A 22,370-nucleotide genomic window follows, 5' to 3' on the forward strand; every position below is an offset into this window, starting at 1 on the left:
TGTTTTTATTTACAAGTTTCTTCATATGGAATGTCCTCTCCTACATAAGATTCCCATTCCTGTTCAGTCATATCTCTTTTTAATTTCTCACAAAGCTTTCTAGCCATGAGTTTAGTCTGAGTAGGCCATAGCCTGATAAGGTGATCACGACATCCGGCTAGTAAGTAATTATTATCCGGGGTAAACTGTATTGACCAGACCCAGTCTTCATGATCGCGAAGTACGATTGGCGGATCGAATAAATTATCCATATTCCACAACCTTACAGTTTTATCAAAACTACCTGTAGCCAGTCGTTTGTCGTCATGACTGAAAGTAATATTGTTTACTCTCGCCTGGTGACCTGATAATTTGGCAACAATAGCTCCGGTATTTGTATTCTGAATAGTAACCTCACCCTTTTCGCCTCCGAAGACCAGGAATTTACCATTATGGCTATACGCACTGGTAATGATCGGAATATTTTTGCGGTCTTTATAAATCACTTTTGTTGAGTTTCCGTTTGAGCGGTCTACTTGAGTAACCTCTCCATTATTTTTAGCAACAATAAGCTTTGAACCGTCCGGGCTTAAGGTAATATCGTTGATTTTTGAGTCACTACTTAACAGATCAGTGACCTTTTCATTATCCCAGTAAATCACTCGTTTATCTGAACCTGAAGCAATTAAGCCTCGTTTTACCGGCGTAAAAGTCAGATACCATATTTCCCTGATATTGGTTTTAACCTTTACCGGGTCAGATTTTAAATTTCGAAGATCATAGATTTCGATAAAATTGAAATCACCAGCACACGCCAGGTAGCGTTCATCTTTACTTAAAGCAAGTGTCCGGTTAATCCTGCCTGGATAATGAGCAATAACATCATGACTTTGTTGCGGGTTTTCGGCATTCCATCTAATAATTCGGCCATCACTACCCGCAGAATACACAAATCTGGAATCCTTGCTGGTCACAATTGAACGTACATTTTGAGTATGAGCTAACAGACTATTGTAACTCGGTTCTTCCATTGCCTTTAAGGCATAATACATACCGTCATAGATATCCGGATCATGTTTTTTACCTCCATATTCATGATAGAAATTAAATGCTTGTCTGGCAACCAGTGATTTTTTGGCGCTATCGGTAAGTTGCACTGATTTAATTGCCATTGATTTAGCAATAGATAACATCCTGAGCCTATACGCTTTCTGCTCCTCTGTCATTGCTACTTTACGAGCACTATCAGCTACCAGGGTTTGTTCAATAGCTCTTCTACGCTCCCTGTCTGCAATAACCATTTGCGTCTGGGCTAAACGTTCGTTTTTTAAGGCCCTTTGAGTTTCCTGTTCAGCGATCAACCGTTGTTCTTCTGCCCGCTGAGATTCTTCCAGTGCTTTTTTCTCATTGACCTTGGCAATGTTTGCCTGTTTTTCTGCCACTTCTTTTTGCTTGGCAGCCTCAGCACGCTGAATATCAGCTTCCCGACGCTGATGTTCCGCATAGAGTAAGAACAGCAATGCTACCACGATTCCTAATCCAAGCACCAGAGCAACAATTCTGGCCAGTATCAGGCGACGCTTTTGCATCTTTTCCCGGATACGTTGCTCACGTTCGTATTCTTTCTGGCTATATTCCAGAAATAACATCGTACGCTCATAAGCCTTATGATATCTCAATCCCCATGCCGGTGAAGGAGTTTGTTCTGTTTGCCAGTTTAAGGCAATTTGTAAATCCGGTGGTCTCCATAAGCCTGCTTTTCCTTCCTGGTGCATCTCTGCAGCTTCAGCAAGACGCAGATAGAGTTTTACCGATTCAGCTTCTTCTTCAACCCATAAATTCAGCTCAACCCAAATTCTCATGATGCTCTCATGACTAATATCGATCACGCTGTCATCATTTAGTTGAGTATCGTAAGCTGGCATCAGAAGTGTACGACCAGGTTTCCTGAATGCATCGATCACCTTAACTACTTTCGATTCAGGTGCATTAACCATGGCTATAACTTCCTGCAATTTTGCAGGACGCCTTACACCTCTTCCATCATCACCCTTTTCAGTGATCGACTTAAAGATCTTCTCACAAATTTTCTTTTCATCATCAGTAAGTTCCAGATAAGCTTCGCGAGCGTGCTCTGAAAGGGCATTTTCCATTCCCCCGATTGCCTCATAATGAGCATGGGTAATTGGTTCGTTACCGATTTTATTACGCATCCAATAGTTCCAGGTACGCATTAACGCATGCTGCATAATAGGCAATTGATCAGCACTGGAGCCGATGTTATCAAGAATCTCATCAACAAGTGCCGGATCAATCTCCGCATCAAAAGATTCGATAGGACCTACTATCGCTTTTCTTTTTTCCTCCCTGGTCATTTGAGGAATCAGAAACTGGCTGTCATTGATTAGCTTAGTTAGTCCTGGAAACTGCGCGCAGTCTCCAACAAAGTCTGCCCGGATATTTATCAATACATAAAAAGGTACCTTCTGACTTTGGTGGGCATGTAGAATCAGGTCGATATAATGCTGAGCATCATTTTTATCATATTCTTCAGTAGTCTGAAATCTAAAAATCTCTTCAAACTGATCTATCAGAAATAAAAAATTAGTTTTTTCAACCACATACAGATCCTCCAAAATATTTGTCAGACCATCAATTCCTTCATTCAACGATTCCAGTGTTGCTTCATATTCGAGCGCTTCAAAAGATTCTTCCAGTTTACGCGCCAGAATCTTTACTGGTGAATCACCCGGGGTAACGTTAATATTTTTCCAATTGCCAGTATCCACTGATTCCATTGATGAAAATACTGCCGGCAAAACCCCACAATACATAAATGATGATTTACCGACACCGGATGCTCCAACTACCGTTACAGTTTTATTCTGAGTAAGCTTTTGGATCACCTCTCCTACCTGATTTTCCCGTCCAAAGTACAGGTCGCGTTCTTCAACAGAAAACGGTCGGAGACCCGGGAAAGGATTGTTCATTTCCCCTGTGCCTGTTAATTCGTGGTTAGCAACTAATTCTGACATACCATTAACTTTTATTCACCATATCCAGGTGAAAGATTAAAAATGCAGACTACGTATTGAGCCATGGGCTTATCCAACGTAAGCACTGATAAAAATAAAATCAGACCGTGCCGACAAGATACCCGAAAGGTATTTGGTTGAATGCCGGTGATAAATCCTTTATTTAATGAATCGGTTGATTTTTTATTAATGCAATAATATTAAAATTGTAATATATAAATCAAATTTTATTCAAAATAAGAATAAAAGTATTGTTCAAATTCGATTTCATTTAAAATATTTTTCCTTTAAAAATTATATTATACCAAAATCAGATTTTTCGTTTTTTCTGAACTTTCATTTAATACATTATTGCTCAGAGATTCAGGTATTTCATCATAAAATGACATTAGTTCATTTAGGGCTGCCTGATTTATTCTGAAAATAACACAGTTGCTCTCAGCTCTGAGTGTAACATTCTGATCATTTTTATTCATGAATTGCAGACAACTGATAATGTGCTTTTCATTTAACACCGCCTCTTCATTACCAATTTTAAAGTTCAGTTCCCCTTCCGTGACAATAATATAATCGATAAAGTTAACTGAGTCTGTTTTTTCGATCAGATCTCCCTTTTTAAATACTTGAATATTAACTAGTTTAGCTATTTCAGCAAGTACCAATCCACTTATCTTTTCAAATACAGGAATGGTATTTAAAAACTCAATAATATCAATTCTTGTATGCTTCTTTTCTTTCTCTTCATCGTGATCCTGAAATGCTTTGATAGTCTCAACTACTTCGCGATAACGGGATAAATTTCCATATCTCTCATAAAACTGATCCAGTGCCCCTTCATAATGACTGGCCAGGGCATTGGCAGATGTCTCTCTCAACAATGGATCCGGGTTTACCAGGTTGGCAGCAAAAATATCAGGGTCTGTATTTTCATTATTTGCCAATTCCCTCAAAGCACAAGCCTTAGTCCATCTGTTTATCCATTTATAGTCACGTTGAACAAGGTTTAGCAGGGCTTCAGATTTTGATAATGGTTCTGTTGGATAAATATGCTTAAGCTGCTCAACCTTTTCTTCATAGCTTGCTACACCTAAAATTGGTAACAATACTGGTTTTAATTCTTCATTGAGAAATACCTGAAGAAGGTCTGTAGCATATTCTTTTTCTTCCGTGTTATCACTATGGATATTCCTTTTAACCAATTCAACTGATTTAGGATCGTAGATCAAAGCCAGCAACCTGAAAACGGTTTCAAGGTTGTAAGCGATTTCATTTTCCATCGCATTTATAAGAAGGTTACTGCTTTCGGCTTTTCTTAGATCGTTAACTACCGACATATTCCAAACCAAAGCTCCACAAACTTCCTGTAACTCCGATCTGATCTGAAGCGAATTACTTTCATCGACATTATAACCACAACGACTCAATGCTTCGAGCGATGCTGCAATAATATTCTGGTTTGGATAATTAAGTTTTTTAAGCAATAAAGAAACTGCTTCTCTACTCCCAACGCGACCATAGATCTGTACGATACGCAATTGCGTTTTCTGATCCTGACCTGTTAGATAAAATGCGGTTTCGAGCATAGTAAAAACTCTTTCTCCAGTGGCTGCCAGCGCTGCAGTTGCTGCGTTTCCGTATTCGCCATCACCCAGCTTTTCGATAAGGTTATTATTGAGATCTTTATCATCTGAATGAGCAGATGATGCTACAGCATGGTATCTTACAGCTGAATGCGGATCTCTGAAAAGCTTGTTCAATAAATTGCCTTTCATGGCATCTTCTGCATAAGCAGTTAGCATGGCACCATAAACACGTTCGTTAACCAGCTTTGATAAAGTTAATTGCTCGATATACTTTAGCTTTTCCAATCTGAATTCTGCTCCCCTTAACTTGCTATATGTTGACTTGATTAATGGAGCTGTTTTCATTACTGGAAAGTATTTAGATTCCATAATATTATCCAGTAACGGAATTGATTCCAGCAAACACATTTCATCGCATTGCTTTAATACAATTTCGCGAACCTCATCATCATCTATGTTTAACAAATCTATCAGAACATTACGATACTCGATCGGCTCCAGAATCCTGATAAGATTTAGGTGCAGAGGTAATTCTTCTGTGGATCTTTCTAATAAGCCAGTTTTTAGTCTTTCTAATAAACTGACTGAAAATGCCTTATCGTATTTAATCAGTTTTTGCTCTGAATCGAGACTGCTTTTAAGTACCTTTTTATATTTTGAATGAAGAAGAAAACCAGCGACAATCCACAGTACCACAAGGATTAAAACCCCAGAAAGCACATAATTTTGACTAAGTAATCCCTGATCTCTCAATATTAAAAGGATCCCCGATGCTATCAGTGAAAAGAAAGCTCCAATAATATATTCTGCCTTAAACCTGGAATCAAATCTAAGATCGGCTTTTACCGGCAAAAAATAATTCATGAAAACCGTATGTTCAAAGCCTTTACGAATAGCTTCTGCACCAGTTTTGAGGGCAATCATCAAAACAAAGAACATGAAAAAAGTCTTTGACTCTTCAGTAACACCGAATAACCTTCCAGCACCATATGCTAACCCACAGGTAATTAATACGACTACAGGTAAAACCAGCAATCCTGTTCTTAAACCATAAGTACGAATGGTAATTCTTGCTGCAAGAAAATCTATAAACCAGCTGGATATCAATATCGAAGCCGTAAGGACACTCAGGAAAACCAGTAGTTCAGAAGATGAGTCAAACCGGGTATTAAGCACATCGATAAACGCATATTCTATGAAAATAAATATCATGGTGCACAATCCGATAAACAGACTCAATCTCAAAAAATATTTATTTCCTGCAAGCCTCTTATTGGAGTTATAATAATTGACGAATTGAGCACTATAATGCAATTCATTTAATTCTTTTCTGTCAACTGCAATAACAAACAGGCTGAGAAGTGCTAAAAATATCGAAACCCCTGAAATAATAAGCTGAATACGCCATGTCATTTCTACAATCTCAGTAATCCATGGCATTGCAAAAAGATATATTGATACCGGAAGAATCAATCCTGAATAAATAACCGGCCTAACCTTTTTAAGGTCGGTAATGTTAAAAAGAGATTCTGTAAAACTAAACAAAGTCGCTGCGTAAAGACCGGACAGTGGCAATACGGCAGTAATCAGTACAGAGCCTATCTGGCCTTGATCGATATCAAAAGGATTAAAAAGAAGAACCAGGTAGTAAGATAGATTTAGCAACATCAGGATGGAGGCATATCCCCAATAAGAAATCCTGAGCTTTGCATAATTATAACAGTAATATAAAGCCAGAGATATAATTGAACCGTAAAAAAATAGTTCTGGTAATGATGCTACTTCATCCTGGGACAAAAACTGAATAACAGCTGAAATATTATGGGAAACAACTCCCAGCCCAATGAAGCAACCAAAAAACCAGGCGGAAATTATCCGGCCGGAATTAGAAAAAATAGACATAGTTGCTATAGTCGTTAATCGGTTGAAAGATTAAAAGGCAATAAAAGAATATTATTTGCATTTTACCTAATAAAAATTGAAAAAAACGGTAAAAAATATTTATGTTTTTCCCTTTTTATGAAGTTCTTTACTTATCGCATAGTCAAGCATTTCCACAGTAAAAACTTTGCTGTTTTCTGATGCTGCAGCCATCAAAACACAAAAATGAACCACATTGAGAATTTCACCACCGGTGAGATCAATTTTTCTCAAATGTTTATAATCGATATCTTCAGCAAGTTCATAATCTGATGGGATCGTAGCCTTCCAAAGTTCTTCCCTTAGAAACTCTGTTGGGGCAGGAAAATATATCATGTTATTAAACCTTCTGTTAAAGGCCGCATCGATATTCATTTTAAGGTTAGTGGCCAGTATGATCAGCCCTGAAAAATCTTCAATCCGCTGAAGCAAATAGGCAGCTTCCTGATTGGCATGCTTATCATTGGAAGAATTCACAGAAGAACGTTTACTAAAAACTGCATCTGCCTCATCAAAGAATAATATCCAGTTTTTATTTTCTGCAATATCAAAAAGACGCTTAAGATTTTTCTCCGTCTCCCCTACCCATTTTGAAACGATCATTGACAAATCAACACGGTAAACAGGAAGGCCAAATTTATTTCCAAGGATAGTTGCGGTAAGTGTTTTTCCGGTACCAGATGGTCCATAAAACAAAGCCCGATATCCCTTTTTAACTTTTCTTCCCAGCTCAGGATGTTCATATGCAATATTACTATATGCTAACCACTGCTCAATTTCATTAATTTTTTTTCTCGTTTCTTCTCCAAGTATAAGATCTTCCTCCGCCATCCTGGTTTCTAATAGCGCTGCAGGAAATTCATTTCCAATTCCGGGAGTATATTTTCTTCCCTGAATTTTAGCAATCATCTCTTCAGTTGCGAAGGGAATAGACTGACTTTCAGAAAAATGATCAGCTATTGATTTTATTTGAATCAAATTTAATCCAACTAGCCTGCAGGAAGAGTTTATCTGCTCCTGAATATACATCCTTGTTTTCAGGTCATTTCCCGCATACAAATAGTAAAGAGTTTGAAAATCAGGAGAGAAAACAGCATTTGATCCATGAATATGACCTCCATATTGAGTAAAAGGCTTTCCAGTACTTGAATTTTTCAATAACAACGGATCAAAACTTTCCGGTTTGAAATATGTAGTTAGAAGGCATGCCAGTGTAAAACATTCGCATTTTGAAAGATCTGAGATGGAGATCAATTCTCTGATTTCTTTTTCAGGGATATGGTTACAACCTCCGTATTCAGAATTCCCATCTTCCAGTGCACTAAAAGTCTGCTTTGCTGCGTTCAACACTATACTTTGTGTCGCATCAATGATATGTTGCAGTAATTGCAGTTTGGTATTAGTTGATAACATTAAAAAAATGATTCGGTGTCCACAAAAGTAATTTAGAAGTTCATTAAGACCAAAATAAAATGAATATAAGGTATCAAAATAAAAAGAGTTTACATCAATAAAATTACATTTTCACTTAAAATTATTATATTACTTAAATCCCGATAATTAAACCAGTCAACCATGAATGGAAATTTAGATCTGTCTAGTAGTTATCAACATGCGTTGTCATTACTTTGTATTTATACTGATCACCGAATGCAAAGCCCGTGGAAAACCATTGATAAATCTATCTTTATTCGAAGCCTGACAGATACTCTAAAAAATCCTGACAGGATAAATCAGGCAAGAACTAATTTATGTGGTCCGGCTTCGATTTGTAAAATAATTGCTGAAAAAGATCCTGAAAGCTATGTTAGAATGGCAATTTCACTCTATGAAAAAGGAATAGCTCAAAGTTATAATTCTTTTCACTTTCCTATCGAAGTAAACGAAGATTTACTTGAAGATGAGCCTTGCGATGGGCTATCTCCATCCGACTATGTGGTGCTTTCTTCGATTCGTCATACTTATAATATAATCTTTGACTATGATCCTGAATCAGATTCAGGTTTGCAGGGTTTTTCCTACCCCAATGATCTCGTTGATATAGCAACCAATTTTGCCAATCTTAAAGATAAAACATTAAAATACGGCCATGACATTGATGGAATTAATAAAGCAATTGGTGATGGCTGTTCGGTGATAGGATTATTTGATATTGACCAACTCAAAAAAGGTGAGCCAAATCCGAATATCTTGCAACGCAGGTTTGGCAATCACTACATTGTGATAAACCACATTTCAAAAAGGAATAGTCATGTTAATGTCAATTACTGGAATTGGGGAGATACCAGTGATGACCAGTCTACGATCAATACCAGTGTAAATAATTACGATAAAGCTATCAGGAACTATATAATCATTGGAAATACCTAAAAATCATCTCCAGGTAACATGAACAGGTTTTTTCATCCATGGTAACCTGATCACCTTAAATGCCCATGGAATTTTATCAATAAGTATATCAAATCCTTTTTCTTCAACGCGAAGATCCCAAAACTTATCATTTTCAATCAGTTTACCTTCCCGTAATAAAAATGAACCCCTCAGATTTTCAGGTGATGATTTTTTCAGGGCTGTCCAGTTTTTGATCACTCCATTTAATAATCCCTCAGCAGTCTGCTTTTCTTCATCTGTCAAAATAATATTCTCTTTCAATGGATAAGTAAGAGGAATTCCTGCAATGAGCTTATTAAGCACCATCATATACTCCTGTCCGTCATCCAACCCGGTAGCTAAAAAATGCATAAAATGGCAGGCCTTTTCCCTCTCGAAATCACTTTTAAATTCTTTTTTATTTTTCAAAAGGCCTGTGATATCGAAAAACCTGGATAAATACGGCGAAAGTAATACTAGTCCGGCATTTTTTATAAATATGGGATCGGTCTGAAGAGCTTCATCAGATAAGGATATTTCACTTTTATCTTCTGGTTCAGAATCTGTTTCAGTAAACTTTTCTGAGACCTTATTAAAAAACTTTTCTTCAGGTAAGTTCAGTTCAGTAACAATAGCTTTCCACTCTCTTTCAGAAAGTTGATTAACAATAAAATTGTAATCTGAAACAGAAATTTTATTAAAATAATCTGTTGCCTTTTCCGGATGATTCTTAGTAAATAATTCTATAAACTCATTGAATTTAAGGGCTAAGATTGATGGCTTTTTACCTTCTCTAGCCCACGTTTCCAACATAATCTTGATAACATCAGGATGACTTATGAGTTTATCAATAAACAATTCCTTTTGCTTCTCCGAAATACTTTCTTCGGGTACTGATAATAATGACCTCGCAATAAATACTACTTTAGGAGGCAGGGTTTTAGCCATTCGAAGAAGTATTTCTTTCTTGTATTCATCTCCGAGATAAACTTCAATTCGTTGAAATGCGATTATGGTTTCTCGTTTATTAAATGAACGGAATACCTCAGCGAGATCCATAATATATTCACCAAATAAATGAATGATAAGCTTTTCTATATCAACCTTATTTGAAACAGAAGGTAGATTTCCGATTTTGTCAGACTCATTGAGGACCCCCTTTAAAAAAAACTTTTTCAAAACTGAGTGGAGATCTCGTCCTCCATCAGTTGTAGTTTCATTCCTGGTAAGTTCATTTTTAATTTCTGTAACTTCTACAGAAAGAATTTTCGAGCCTTTCTTCGTTTCTGCCTTTTCAATAATCTCTGATAAAATATACTTCCTAAGAGGAATATCACTTTTAGCAAGTAACTCCAGAAAATCAACTATAATTTTTTGAATTCTAATTTTTGATTTGCCTTCAACCAATGTAAAAATTGAATTCAGAACTGATTCCTTTAGATAAAAAACTAATTTCTCTTGTTCTAAATGAGGAATGTTAATTTCAGAAATAATGTTGAACAGACTCCCTATTTCACTACTTAACGAAGACTCCAGTTGATCAATAAACTTTTTAAGTTCTATAAGGCTAATCTTTCTTATAAATTCTTTTTTGGCAGAAATGCTTTTAGATATCTCCTGGAGCTTATCAAATGAATAAAAGTTTCCTGCTATCTTGAGTTCATTTTTCATTAGATCCTTTTTTGTTAACTCTTCAAGGATATTTACAATCTGTTCATTGTTCTCCGTAAACCGTTTTAATTCTCCGGATTTTACATTGGTGAGGTAATTTATAATAGCATCAAATGAAGGAAATAAATCAGGTCTTTCTTTTTGAATTTTTACTAGTAATTGTTGGATAGAATCTTTTAAAGCAACCTTGCTTGATGTCGATGATTTCGAAAAAATAATCACATAACCTGATAAGCGGTTAAGCAATTCTCTGTTACTGAATGGAAGTGATTTTTGAAGGGCTTCGACAAATTCAATCCATGTTTTTTTATGGGTTTCAATTTTTGGATTATTAGAGATAGCAAATGAAAATTCCATCCACTCTTTGTAATCAGGAAAGATTTTATACAACCGATAGATTGCTGCTTCATTGCTTGCTTTTCGATTTATTACCTTCCGGATTGAATTGATATCATTTTTAATAAATTCATGAACAACCTTAATAAAAGAATCATTTGAAGATAAAAGCGGACTGGAAAACCATGGTAATACGCCATTGTTCAAATAGCTTTCCAGTACATCTGGTATCAGGCTCTCCTTATAATTTTGATCTATAGTAACATTATCCAAAAACTTATGGTCATCGATTAGTCTCCGGATGTGCATTCTTAATGCATCTTTGAGTCTGAATTTAAATTCTGACTCAAAATTATGTTGATTAATATCTCCCAGATCAAGATCAAGGCTATTAATCTTAATTCTATAATCCATCGGGCAAACTTCATCAAACACTTCTCCTAATATTCGATTCAGATCTGATTGAATTATATCATTCAATGAATTATGAATCTCATGGGAATTATCAGTTGTATCAGAAGATATCTCAAAAACACCCGACCTCAGCACATGTCCTTCTTCCATAAAAAAATCAACTTTAGTTTTCTCCTAACAAAATCAGGATCAATTCTTTTGAATATTCATCCAATGCTGTTTTATCATTTTCTTTAAGCCCAATCACCCAATTTTTGTAGAGCTTTTCAAATTTTTTCATTTGGGTAATGCTAAACCAGAATAAGCGGGTATCAATATTTGCTGGCTGATTAATTCTAACGGTTTCTTCCACCACGGATCTGAATTCAGGATCATTGAATCTTGCCGTCCATGACGGGAAAATCATAGTGATTCGATATTCGAAAAAATCTTCCGGAATTAAGGGGCCATTCTCATCATTCTGGATAAAGAAATCAATTTTATTCTCAAAAGGCACTATATCATCTTCATCTGACATGAAGCGATAGAGTTTTTCTTTGATTTCGTGCGTTTTTTCTACCGAAATATCTGGTTTGACACTAACGAAATTAATGTTCTGATCGTCAACATTAAACTGGATTTCAAAATCCTTGGTGCTAGTAGTTTCTACCGAATAATATTCTTCACCAGTTATAAAAGGTTTTAATTTTTTGACCATCGCCAACCTTTCTGAAAAGGTAAAACACTGCTTACTTCTTAAAAGCCTGTTACCATTTTCATCAAGAATATAAATACCAAACTTCCTGTCATTAACATCTGGTCTGAGCAGGATATGTTCAATTAAATGAAGCCCTTCGCATTTAAGGTTCATTTCCTTAAGCAGGTCAATTAAAGTTATTACCACATTAGAAGCTTCTTCTTCGCTTTCAAAAGAACCCAGTGCAATGGGGTATGAACTGTTTGGAGAAGAAAATGCGGCAATAAATTTTCCTTCATTATGATTGTCAGGACCCACCTGATAATTTTCAAGAGTAAGTCCTTCTCTAAGAAATTCCTCATCGATTTTCCCCTCCGAAAAGATATTCAGAGATTTAAAAGTATTTTCATCTACTTCATTCTCTCCCAACTCTTCAAGATCAATATAATCGAAGTTATCTTCAAAATATTTTTTATCTATTGCGCCTTTAGGTTTACCCGGCTTTTTAACCTTTTCAGTGATGGATAACTTTTGATTTTTAAAATGATCGATCAACGAAATATTATCTGATATTATGCTGTCGTTGATTGAATAAAAGTTAAGACCGAGTAAAACACTTAACTTTACTTCAAGACCTGCAACATTTCCTTCGTTAGAGAAGTCTTGTTCATAATCTACCCCCCTATTTCGATTCTTATTTATGAAAGGAATAAATTCCAGCAGTCTGGTTTTATTCTTTAATAAGAAATCATCTGTTTTTTCCGGAAAATAATATTTAAAGGATTGAGTACCTACCTCAGGAAAAGATTCACCATGAAGTGCCAGTAGATAATCAAGGAATCTTCCTCTTCTGTCAACATAATCATCTGTAACCTCAGTAAGACTTTTTAAACCTTCCAGATAATTAGAGGGAATTACCTGTTGTCTGAAACTAACCGGATCAATTCCTTCATTGATAGTTTTATAAAGCTTATCTGCATAAGGTACCTCATCCAGGGTTTTGTAAAAATACGTTTTCTGCTCGGTATTCTTGAAGGAAAGTAACTGTCCCACGCCAGAAAGCTGGGCAAGATAATTTACCAGAATTTGTTCAAATAACATCAAATATCCCTTCAATTGCATTACCTGGGCTTTTCTTTCCGGTGATGCATAAGAAGAGATCCCATCAATACCCAAACCATATACCTGAGGGAAATGATTTTGAATTGAATAATATGAATTTGTATCTACCTTTTTTCCTTCGGGAACGTCAATAGTTTCCTCACTCAGACGGTAAACCCTTTTGTTTGCTGAGCGTAACTCATTTAAATTACGAGCCACTTTTTGTTTCTCAATATGTGCATAACTAACCCTTCCTTTAGTCAGCTCTATCGGTAATTCATCTTCAAATGATTCAAGGTCAGTTTCGAGTCGTGCTAACATCCCGAAAGGTATATCTAATTGATTGTAATGATATTGACCATCAGCTTCAATGAAGAGGTTTTTAACACTATTTACTCCTTCAACCTGCATAATGACTTTCATTAATTCAGAAATCATTATTTTATCAGTTTTAGGAGGTAATTCATTGGTTTTTATAAAACCATGTTTTAACAGAGGTCCTTCAAAAATCTCATTCAGGGTAAAACCTTCTTCAATAAGTTCCTGAAGGGAATAAAATTTCATTTGAGGACACAAATATTCATCCACCCGGTATAAAAGCTCCCCCATTACTTTCTCTGCACTTTCCGTACCGCTTAATTCAATTTCAGCATGGAGAACAACAGGCAGGTGTTCTAATATTTGAATCTCTTCAATATCCTCACAAAGATTTCTATTGTTAAGAAATACTTTTTTGGCTTTGCTTAAAACATTATTTCTTGCTGATTTCGAGGTGATTCCCTCATCAATATCCAGCAAAATACTATATAAGCCATTTAAGGAGTTCTTATTATTATCGATTGGTTGTAACCAGACATTCTTAATTTCAAAAACAGAATCAAATAGAAGTTTACGATAATCATTTATTGTTAATGCATTACAAGGCAATACCTGGTCGGGCCTGAAAAACGAATGTTCTTTTTTCCCTTCGCGAAACAGAAGATCTTCAATATTAAAATCAGTGCGATAGGCAAGCTCTGATATTGCAAAGCACAATTGTTCTAATATAGTTACTCCCGGATCATGCGTGTTGAAGTCTGTCCAGTATTCTCCTGCCAGTTGCTGAATAAGTTTGATTCCTTCAGCCCTTAAAGCTTCATAGTCGAATTGCTTCTCTTTCCTTTGCTTCTTTTCTATGAATATTGGTTGAATCATCGAATAAAGTTCCCCTGTTAAATATTGTTCAAATGATCAAATGACGAATTATTATTACCAGCATTTTCAGCCAATTGACGATTAGCCTGGTCATTTAATTTCCCTATCAACTCATATACTTCTTCAAAAGGAAGCTTTCCCAACCCTTTAAAGATCATATTTCCCTCTTCTACCGTAACTTTTAAAGTTATTTCCATCTTATTGTTATCCATTACTCCTCCTTAATTCCTAAACTATTATCCATAAATGTATCTTCCCACATACCAGCGATATGATAATTAACAAAGAAATCTCCCCCATAATCACATCTTGTACGCATTTCTAGCTGGTAATTGTAAGTTGTACCGGTCCATCTTAACCTGATCATATTACACCTTACTCCATAGTATGCCTGCGTGATTTTGATTTTACTCTTAGACTTACCAAACGTAGATAAGGCCAGAGCATGAATCAGAGCATATTTACCTGTTTTTTTCTTTCCTGCTCCTGCCACTACCTCAAATGCATGGCAACCGTTAAGTTCGGTAACCACCGGATGCCACTTTCCATCCGCAGGGATTTTACCGGTATGAAGCTTACCTTTTCTCGACTTCATGCCGATGGTTCCATCCACATCCAGTTCTTCTTCCGGATTCTCGTTATTGATCCCGACTTTGCCATCATGTTGGAGAGTCATGATGCTATCACCGAGGTTATTGTTAATATTCAGATTAGAATTTCCGCGGTTAACGTTGAAACTCCAGGCAGGGCTTTTATCTTCAATACTCTTGTAAAAACTGACCAGTTTTTCAGAAGTACCAATTGGCGAAAGCATTAGTCCCTCATCGGTAGTTTTTGAAATACCATCGTCAACCCTGTTTATTACTGAGTCGATCAGATCATTAAAGTTGTTTTCAGTAGGCAAATTACCTTTCCTGAAAAATCCCCGAAGTGTCTCTCTGTTTTGTAATGGCATATCCTTATAATCAAAAAGTTAAATTCATTAATCTTCAATAATAAAATCGTGTCCCAGTTCCAGATAATCGATACCAGCCTGTCTGGATACCTCTTCAGACTTATTAATCAGTACAGATATCTGATGTTCCGGTGCAGGAACAAGTACTGACCAAGGTTTGGTAGCTGTCAGTGATGACTTTTCTGAATTCACCCTTGCAGTATCGATCAATTGATGGTTTCCCTGATAATCACGGGCAACCTGAATCATAGAAAAACGAGTGATAAACTCTACATAAGGCAGAGTTCGTAAAAAACTAAGTATATCCGAACTATGGATAGTGCCTCCTAACTCAACATTTCTGTTTTGTGATTGCAAGGTTCCTGTCAGATACCTGTTGATTTGTTCATTAAGTTTCTGGATGTAGTAACCATAGTTATATCCATCAGAAAACTTAACTGCACAAATTATTTTAATCCGCTCGTAATGCGGGTTTCTAACTTCAAGTTTGATAAAAGGTGATATCTGCTTATTCAGTCGATCCTTTATATCATATAGCAGTTCACTACTTGCCATTGGCTCACTTTTGTTTACTGCATTATCGGCTCCCGGTGTTACGATCATTAATATATTTCCGGGTGCATGAACTTTTTCACTAGACATATTTGGCAGGCAGGTGGCACGGTGGACCTGTGGAAATTCATCCAGTACCAGTCGCTCGTAATCCCAAATGGTAATAGCCCGTTGTTTATGTCGAAGCCTTTCCCCAACACCTATATAAAAAGAGTCATTATCTTCTTCGGGTTTACCTCCAAATGAAGGTAGTGGCTGTGTAATCCGCTGAATCCCTTCAATATTATTTACCGATCGCTTTACCGTAAATGCAGGTAACGGATTCTCCAGGTAATCATCTTCGAGAACTGACTCTGAAGAAAGGCTTGCTGTAATGACCTGGGTGCCTGCTGAAAGTAAACTTGATGCAGCTTCTGCATTTTTAACCGCCGCAGCCCTGATCCAGAAAAGATCTTTATCCAAAGTCGAATTACCTGTTGAAATATCAGCAGGTATTTCTAAAGTAATAATACCGGTTCTCAGAAACCTGTTTGTTTCATCCCTGAGTATTTTTGACGGAGCCAGCGTATACCATTTATCGTTGGCCAGATAACTCCATTCGATCTCCGGAGGATCTATTTCTGACGAAATAGTATATTCATCGATCATTTCGACAAATAAATTAAGTAATTGAGGTGCCCGAATACCTGACAAACCGATTAGTAGCGCACCTTCATAACCAAATCCAGGCAATAAAGTAGTCGATTGCGCGGCATTATCCGGATAAACAAGGTTTTCACCATGAGGATGAAGGTAAAACAGTTGTCCTGCTTCATTTTGTTTCTTCGAATCTCTTTTTGACCGATCTATCAGCGAAATTGCAGATGAAGCTTCATAATTCAGAGATAATGAGCTTATCTGAGGAGTATAGGGTTTTGCAGGTAAATCCTGCTTACTCTTTTCTTTATTTTTAAGTAATCCGGTTCGGGAATTTTCGATTGTAACCTCAGACAAAATAGCCGGATAAACATCATGCCCGAACCCATTACGTGGATTAACAAGTTCTAATCGTATAAAACCACGCTGAGTTCCGGCTGAAAGCGCAAGATCCCGGTTGATGGCAGCGTAGTTAGGAGCTTGCTTTATCTTGCTTACGTCAATTCCTGAAATAACAGTATGTGACTGTAACGGTGCTGCCGGTGACGGAGCTTTAAATGCTCCTTTATCTTTGGTTCTGAATAGCTTGAATTTTTGTTGCTGTCCCTTTTCCTGAGGCTTCCAACCACCGTTATCAAGAACAGAAAGCGAAAACTCAAAAGATGTATTATCTATATCAGACTTATATTCTTTGTAATGTTGGGAAAAACCACTTTTATGGTCGGGTAAATCAAACCAGTCTATATTTACTTCCAGGTTGTCGATAGATTTCTGAAAAACTTCATTTGAGCCGATAACCAGGTAAGACCCGGCTTTAGGCATTGGACCAAATGGAATAAACGGTGCATTATGATTTAAACGACCTATTTGATTGTGTACCTGGAGGTTTTTGTATTCAGAAACTTTTACATCGAACTGAACCTGTTCTAAAACCAGTGAACTGATTAGCGAGTATGGATAAGTAAAAGTATGATCATTCAATTCCAGCTTTATTACTGGTAAGTCTGTCTTGAAGTTACCCTCATGTATCTTTTTGTCATATCCGATAATCGCCGGAGCCGCTTTATCAATATCAAAATTTATTCGTAAAGCTTTTTTCTTAACATTCTGAGTTATTACATATCTGTTAACATTTAACCATCCTTCAGAGGATGTTAATTTGATATTAAAAGCATCGGCAAATACCTTTACAAAAACCTCTTCTACAGAGTTTTCATATTTAATACTTAAATCTTTAAGATATTGCTCCAGGAGTTCGAAGGATAACTCTGAAAATTGTAATACAACTTGAATTTCTCTTACTCCCTCTGATAAAAATAAAACCGGTGAAGATATAGCAAACCCAACATTTGCTGTATCCATAGTTTTTTCATTCAGACCCTTTCCTTGTTGAGATTCACCAAAAACAGCATAAGGTTTTTTTACCTTAAGGTCAGAATATCCGCCGGTAGTATAATGCTCTTCAGGAAAATCATTGGTCAACACATTACTTACTAATATCCTTTCCTTACCTTTTATGTTCAGGTAATCCCGGTCAATAAAAATAGATTTGAGTTGTTTTATTTCTGCCTTATTAACCAGAATTTCATTATCAGCTATATATATTTTATCCTTTTTCCCAGATTTAAGCTCAGCAAGAAATTTAGTCCCCTCCTTAATATTTACAAATTCAGCCTCGTCATTTAATTTAAATTGAAGAAATATTTTATCCAGTTCAGACTCATCTTTTCTTTGTTGAAGAATCTTCGAGAAATAAAAATCAAGGTGTTTGGCTGTCAACCCATTTAAGCCATCCTGAGCATGTTCAAATATTTTTAAAAAGGATAGGAAAAGGGCGATTTCCGGATAGTGAATATCGCTTTCCAGTGATTGCCTAAGGTAATCAGGAGTTTTAGATTTCAGATAAAGAAGTGTCTCATAGAAACTTTGGAAAGTTTCCTGAAGCTTCTCGGGTGCTGCTTTAAAAGATATTTTTTCAGATTGCTGATCTTCATTTAATTGCCAAACCGGACTGAAATCATTAAAATCGAATGACTGGGACTTTAATTCTTTAAGTGAAGAAATAACTTTTAAATCATCGAGAGCCTTATTTAATTTTGAAGAAATCGCATTAAATATCTCATTTCTGATATTAACCTGACTTTGGGTAAATTCTTCAACATTTTTTAGCTCTTTGTACCACTCTTCAAAATTCAATGCTAACGAGTAAACCTCCTTAATTGCCCTGAGCAGATATTTAATCTTTCTGGATTCTTTTTTAAAGAGGCGGGCCTTAGAGATTGCTTTCTTAAACCTGTCTTCCAGTTTTGCTGGTTCACTATCAATGATCGCTGCCAGTATTACAGTTTCATCAGAGAAAAAATATGACCAGTCTCCGTCTACCTCGTTGTTATTATTAAAATAATTGATAAGTTTTGACAATCCTTTAGTGTAAACCAGAAGATCTTCAAAAGAACGCTCATCAATTTTAACATACTGGTTATTCAGCGCCTTGAAAAAACGACTTCTTTGTGTTGTACCGCTATTCCCTTTTACCGAAATTTTACCTGATTCCATTCGCTGCACTTATCAATATCTATTTAATTTTATCCTTTGACTTTAGATCAGTTCCTTCGATTATATAATAAGGATAGACCATGTTTGTACGTACGTTTGTCTTTCTGACAGTATATACAAGATTGATGTGAACAAGACCGTCATTATCTTTATCTTGAGTAACCTCAACATCATCAAGATTTATTCTGGGTTCGTGATATAAAACTGCCATTTCAATTCGAGATCTTATTGTTTCAATCAATGAATTATTGATAGACTCAAAGGCAACAAATTTTAAATCACATCCATAATCAGGATTCATAATTCTTTCACCTGGTTTTGTTGATAGAAGAATCCATAAGCTTTCCCGGATATCATTATCTTCTGATACCAGAACAACGCTTCCAGTTCGCTTTTCGAATGATGGAGGAAATTTCCATCCAACTCCAAGAAATGATTTTCTATTTTTCATTACAATTTTTTCTAACCTCCAATTAATACTGTTGGTTCACCCATAACTATCGAACCTCCATGAGCAGTAGTATCACCCATTCGTGCTGCAGGCATTCCACCGATTAAAACTGTTCCTGATCCGACTGCAATTGTATCAGGTGGGCCAGTACACACGCACATATCTCCAACTCTCGCTGCGGGAACACCGGCTATAAGCACAGTTGGTTCTCCTATTGATACAGGTCCGCCCACATGAGGAACAGTCCCCGTTACCATTGGACAAACATGATTATCTCCTATTCTTGCAGCAGGCAACATATCTATTAATTTATTTGGACTAAACTTCCTTTTATCACAGCAGTTGCAGATGCTGACAATTCAGCCTGAGCACCTTCAGCAGCAAACTTTGCCGATCCTGCCATGTTTACATTAATTCCCTCACCATTAAAATCACCGGTGGCTTTTACTATTGTATCTTGCCCTGATTCCATGGAAATATTACCCTGAGCTTTCAATACGATATCAGCATCTGATTGCAGGCTGATCCCGGCATCAGACATCTCGATTGTATTACCATTTTCTTCATTTAAAACAGTGATTTTTTTCTGGTCATCATCGAGAGTAAATATATTCCCCCCAGGAGTGGATATAGTTAACACTTTATCAGCGTCGTTAAACTTTATTTCAAGCTCTCCTTTTGTAAAAATTGATTTAGTTGGATTTTCTTCCTCAGGAGTATATTTAGGCTTTTTTTGTTTACCGTATAATGTGCCCAATATCACAGGATGTTGGGGTTCATCATTGAGAAAACCGATTAACACTTCATCTCCGATCTCGGGGTAAAAAAACATCCCGGCATCAGCAGTGGCATAAGTATTTGATAATCGTGCCCACAGTGGCATATTATCCTGTTGTAAAGTTGGAATAGTCACCTGTACACGATAATTACCATCAGGATCTTCATGGATCTGTTTTACCAATCCGGCATGTAATCCCTGAATAGAAGGAGACAATCCGGATGCAGTCTGACTATTAATATAAGGGCGTTCCTCTGTATACCAATCATATGATAAGCCTAACCTGAAATCAGTTGTCCAGTCGCCTTCTTCAATAATATGTGTTACGCCTGAAATATAGTTCTTACCATTAAACTGCTTACTTAAACCATCTAGTTTTATAAAATTGCCCGGGTTGACATAATAGTTGCCGATAACAGTCATATTTCCCCTGACCTTAGCCAACCTGGACCGTGTTATTTTTGCATCGGCCCATGCCTTGAGCATTGATTGCTGCATAAAAGCAGGTGATTGAAGTGGCACATCTTCTATACCAAAAACAGAAGCCAGTTCTTCAGATTTTTTTTCTCCAACTTCAAGTTCACCGACTGCTTCTCCTGATGAATCGATCAGTTCCAGGTTTGAAGAATCCCAGGCATAAGCATTAACAGCATTAAACTGGTTTCTGGCATCAACATCAGCATTAAAAGAAAGTAACCCTGAACCGTACCCTACTTCAAGAACAGGCTCCTCTGCTAAATCTATTTTCTTTATTGTTAGTTTTTCATCGCCTGTATTAACAAGTAAGCCATTAATATCAGAGCGCATTAAGATAAAATCCCAATCAGTTGCATGATGCTGTACCAACTCGGGATGAGTGGTTTCAGTATCTTCAACTTCATTTTCGAATTCATAGTCTCCGAAAATTTTGTTTATTGCATCAGCGTCTGTCGAATCAAAAAACACCCGGTTTTTCCTTGTAAGTGTGGTTTTTACTGCTTTATGTTTACAATCAATAATAAACCTGGAGCCTCCCGAACGCATAATCCTTAGATTTTGCTTTATGATTACTCCCTTAAAAATTATTTCTTCTTCACTTTTATAACCCGCTTTAATTTCTATTTCATTGCCAGCACTAAAAAGATCATCATTACTTAATTCGAAATTCTGAGACTCACCTGTTCCACCATCTGTAAACTCGACAGTTGCCGATGATACTTTGTTAATTTCTTTATCTACCCTAATGAATATAACACCATATTGTCCAGGCACTTCCGCACCATTGATCAAAATAGTAGTAGTTACCAACCCACTTTTCTCTATCAAATTATTCATAATGGATAATTATTTCTTTAAAGGTGGAAAACTTAGTTCCATACCAGGCTTCAGGTCTCTGAAGCTTGTCAGCCCATTAATTTGAGCTACCTGCATATAATATTGAGGATCACCATAGACCTTTTTACACATCTGAGGTAGGTTATCTCCTATTTTGACAGTAATTAAATGAGATAAATCGGGAGAATTTCTATTTTGCCTTTTCACCTGTTCTTCAAGTGTTCTGGCACTTACAAAACCAAGGTTTACTTTAGCTCTTAAAGAATCACCATTTGGAGCAAACAATGTATGGGTAACATTCATGCTTTCCATTCTTCCTTTAAAGGATACAGATTTTCCCCAATTAAGCTCTACAAAAGGAGTTTCATGAGAAGAACCAATATAATCGTAAATCAATCCACGAAGGTTTTTCAATTCTTCGCTAACACTAATGACCTTGCCATTAGCCCCAGTGCCGTCAAACCAGATTTCAAACTGTAACTTTTCCGAATTGATATGTTTGAATTTCTGCTCAGACATTTCGGTATCATCTGGCTGATCAGCATTATAATTAATGGACATCTGATTGGTAATTGAATTGGGATTCATATAAACCGACATACTACCCAATTCATCTTTTGAATCATAAGATGCTGTCGAATATGAAATGATTTTCAGCTTTTCCAACTTAGATCTTTCGTCCGCCATCTTTTATCTCTCCTTTTTTATTTCAAGTAAATGCATTACCCGCTCAACGCAAGCGTCAACAATTTCTTTTTTATCAACCTTCACTGACTGATCATTTTTAATGATGTTTTGTCCATCATTAACATTGATCCTCACTACTAATTCCTTAATTTCTACAGGCAT

The 22,370-nt window shown here is 36.4% G+C and carries 14 protein-coding genes; 1 reads left to right on the forward strand and 13 read right to left on the reverse strand.

The features are described from left to right. Positions 1 to 5: 5 nt before the first annotated feature. From OO013_RS02345 to OO013_RS02355, 3 genes are all read right to left on the reverse strand, one after another. On the reverse strand, positions 6 to 3,014 hold the full coding sequence (locus OO013_RS02345) for an nSTAND1 domain-containing NTPase (RefSeq protein WP_266054978.1): 3,009 nt from the start codon (positions 3,012 to 3,014) through the stop codon (positions 6 to 8). A 299-nt stretch (positions 3,015 to 3,313) separates the two neighbouring features. Further along, positions 3,314 to 6,499 (reverse strand): MFS transporter, encoded by a 3,186-nt coding sequence (locus OO013_RS02350; protein WP_266054979.1) that lies wholly within the window; start codon positions 6,497 to 6,499, stop codon positions 3,314 to 3,316. Between the two features lie 99 nt (positions 6,500 to 6,598). Then, on the reverse strand, positions 6,599 to 7,930 hold the full coding sequence (locus tag OO013_RS02355) for an ATP-binding protein (RefSeq protein WP_266054980.1): 1,332 nt from the start codon (positions 7,928 to 7,930) through the stop codon (positions 6,599 to 6,601). A 162-nt stretch (positions 7,931 to 8,092) separates the two neighbouring features. Between OO013_RS02355 and OO013_RS02360 the strand changes: the two genes are divergently transcribed. Next, positions 8,093 to 8,887 (forward strand): hypothetical protein, encoded by a 795-nt coding sequence (locus OO013_RS02360; RefSeq protein ID WP_266054981.1) that lies wholly within the window; start codon positions 8,093 to 8,095, stop codon positions 8,885 to 8,887. A gap of 3 nt (positions 8,888 to 8,890) precedes the next feature. Here the strand turns inward: OO013_RS02360 and OO013_RS02365 are convergent, their stop codons facing one another. The 10 genes from OO013_RS02365 to OO013_RS02410 are packed head-to-tail and all read right to left on the reverse strand — an operon-like array spanning position 8,891 to position 22,370. Continuing rightward, the gene (locus OO013_RS02365) at positions 8,891 to 11,458 is read right to left on the reverse strand and encodes a contractile injection system tape measure protein (RefSeq protein ID WP_266054983.1); all 2,568 of its coding nucleotides are present in this window, start codon (positions 11,456 to 11,458) and stop codon (positions 8,891 to 8,893) included. Positions 11,459 to 11,471: 13 nt separating this feature from the next. Continuing rightward, complete coding sequence (locus OO013_RS02370; RefSeq protein ID WP_266054984.1) at positions 11,472 to 14,279, reverse strand: baseplate wedge protein; 2,808 nt, start codon at positions 14,277 to 14,279, stop codon at positions 11,472 to 11,474. 17 nt (positions 14,280 to 14,296) lie between these two features. Then, positions 14,297 to 14,491: a hypothetical protein gene (locus tag OO013_RS02375; protein ID WP_266054985.1), complete on the reverse strand. Its 195-nt coding sequence runs from the start codon at positions 14,489 to 14,491 to the stop codon at positions 14,297 to 14,299. Beyond that, a complete protein-coding gene (locus OO013_RS02380) occupies positions 14,491 to 15,234 on the reverse strand; it encodes an adhesin (RefSeq protein ID WP_266054986.1) in 744 nt (247 codons plus the stop codon). Before OO013_RS02380 ends, OO013_RS02375 begins: the two co-directional genes overlap by 1 nt. A gap of 27 nt (positions 15,235 to 15,261) precedes the next feature. Next, on the reverse strand, positions 15,262 to 18,978 hold the full coding sequence (locus tag OO013_RS02385; RefSeq protein ID WP_266054987.1) for a baseplate J/gp47 family protein: 3,717 nt from the start codon (positions 18,976 to 18,978) through the stop codon (positions 15,262 to 15,264). A 19-nt stretch (positions 18,979 to 18,997) separates the two neighbouring features. Beyond that, on the reverse strand, positions 18,998 to 19,429 hold the full coding sequence (locus OO013_RS02390; protein WP_266054988.1) for a GPW/gp25 family protein: 432 nt from the start codon (positions 19,427 to 19,429) through the stop codon (positions 18,998 to 19,000). Between the two features lie 11 nt (positions 19,430 to 19,440). Beyond that, positions 19,441 to 19,728, reverse strand: a complete 288-nt coding sequence (locus tag OO013_RS02395) for a PAAR domain-containing protein (protein WP_266054989.1) — start codon at positions 19,726 to 19,728, stop codon at positions 19,441 to 19,443. A 5-nt stretch (positions 19,729 to 19,733) separates the two neighbouring features. Further along, entirely contained in the window at positions 19,734 to 21,521 is a 1,788-nt protein-coding gene (vgrG, locus tag OO013_RS02400) for a type VI secretion system tip protein VgrG (protein WP_266054990.1), read from the reverse strand. Positions 21,522 to 21,530: 9 nt separating this feature from the next. Then, the gene (locus tag OO013_RS02405; RefSeq protein WP_266054991.1) at positions 21,531 to 22,208 is read right to left on the reverse strand and encodes a CIS tube protein; all 678 of its coding nucleotides are present in this window, start codon (positions 22,206 to 22,208) and stop codon (positions 21,531 to 21,533) included. 3 nt (positions 22,209 to 22,211) lie between these two features. Then, on the reverse strand, positions 22,212 to 22,370 hold the full coding sequence (locus OO013_RS02410) for a DUF5908 family protein (protein WP_266054992.1): 159 nt from the start codon (positions 22,368 to 22,370) through the stop codon (positions 22,212 to 22,214).

It is taken from the genome of Mangrovivirga halotolerans (assembly GCF_026241165.1).
GTDB lineage: Bacteria > Bacteroidota > Bacteroidia > Cytophagales > Cyclobacteriaceae > Mangrovivirga > Mangrovivirga halotolerans.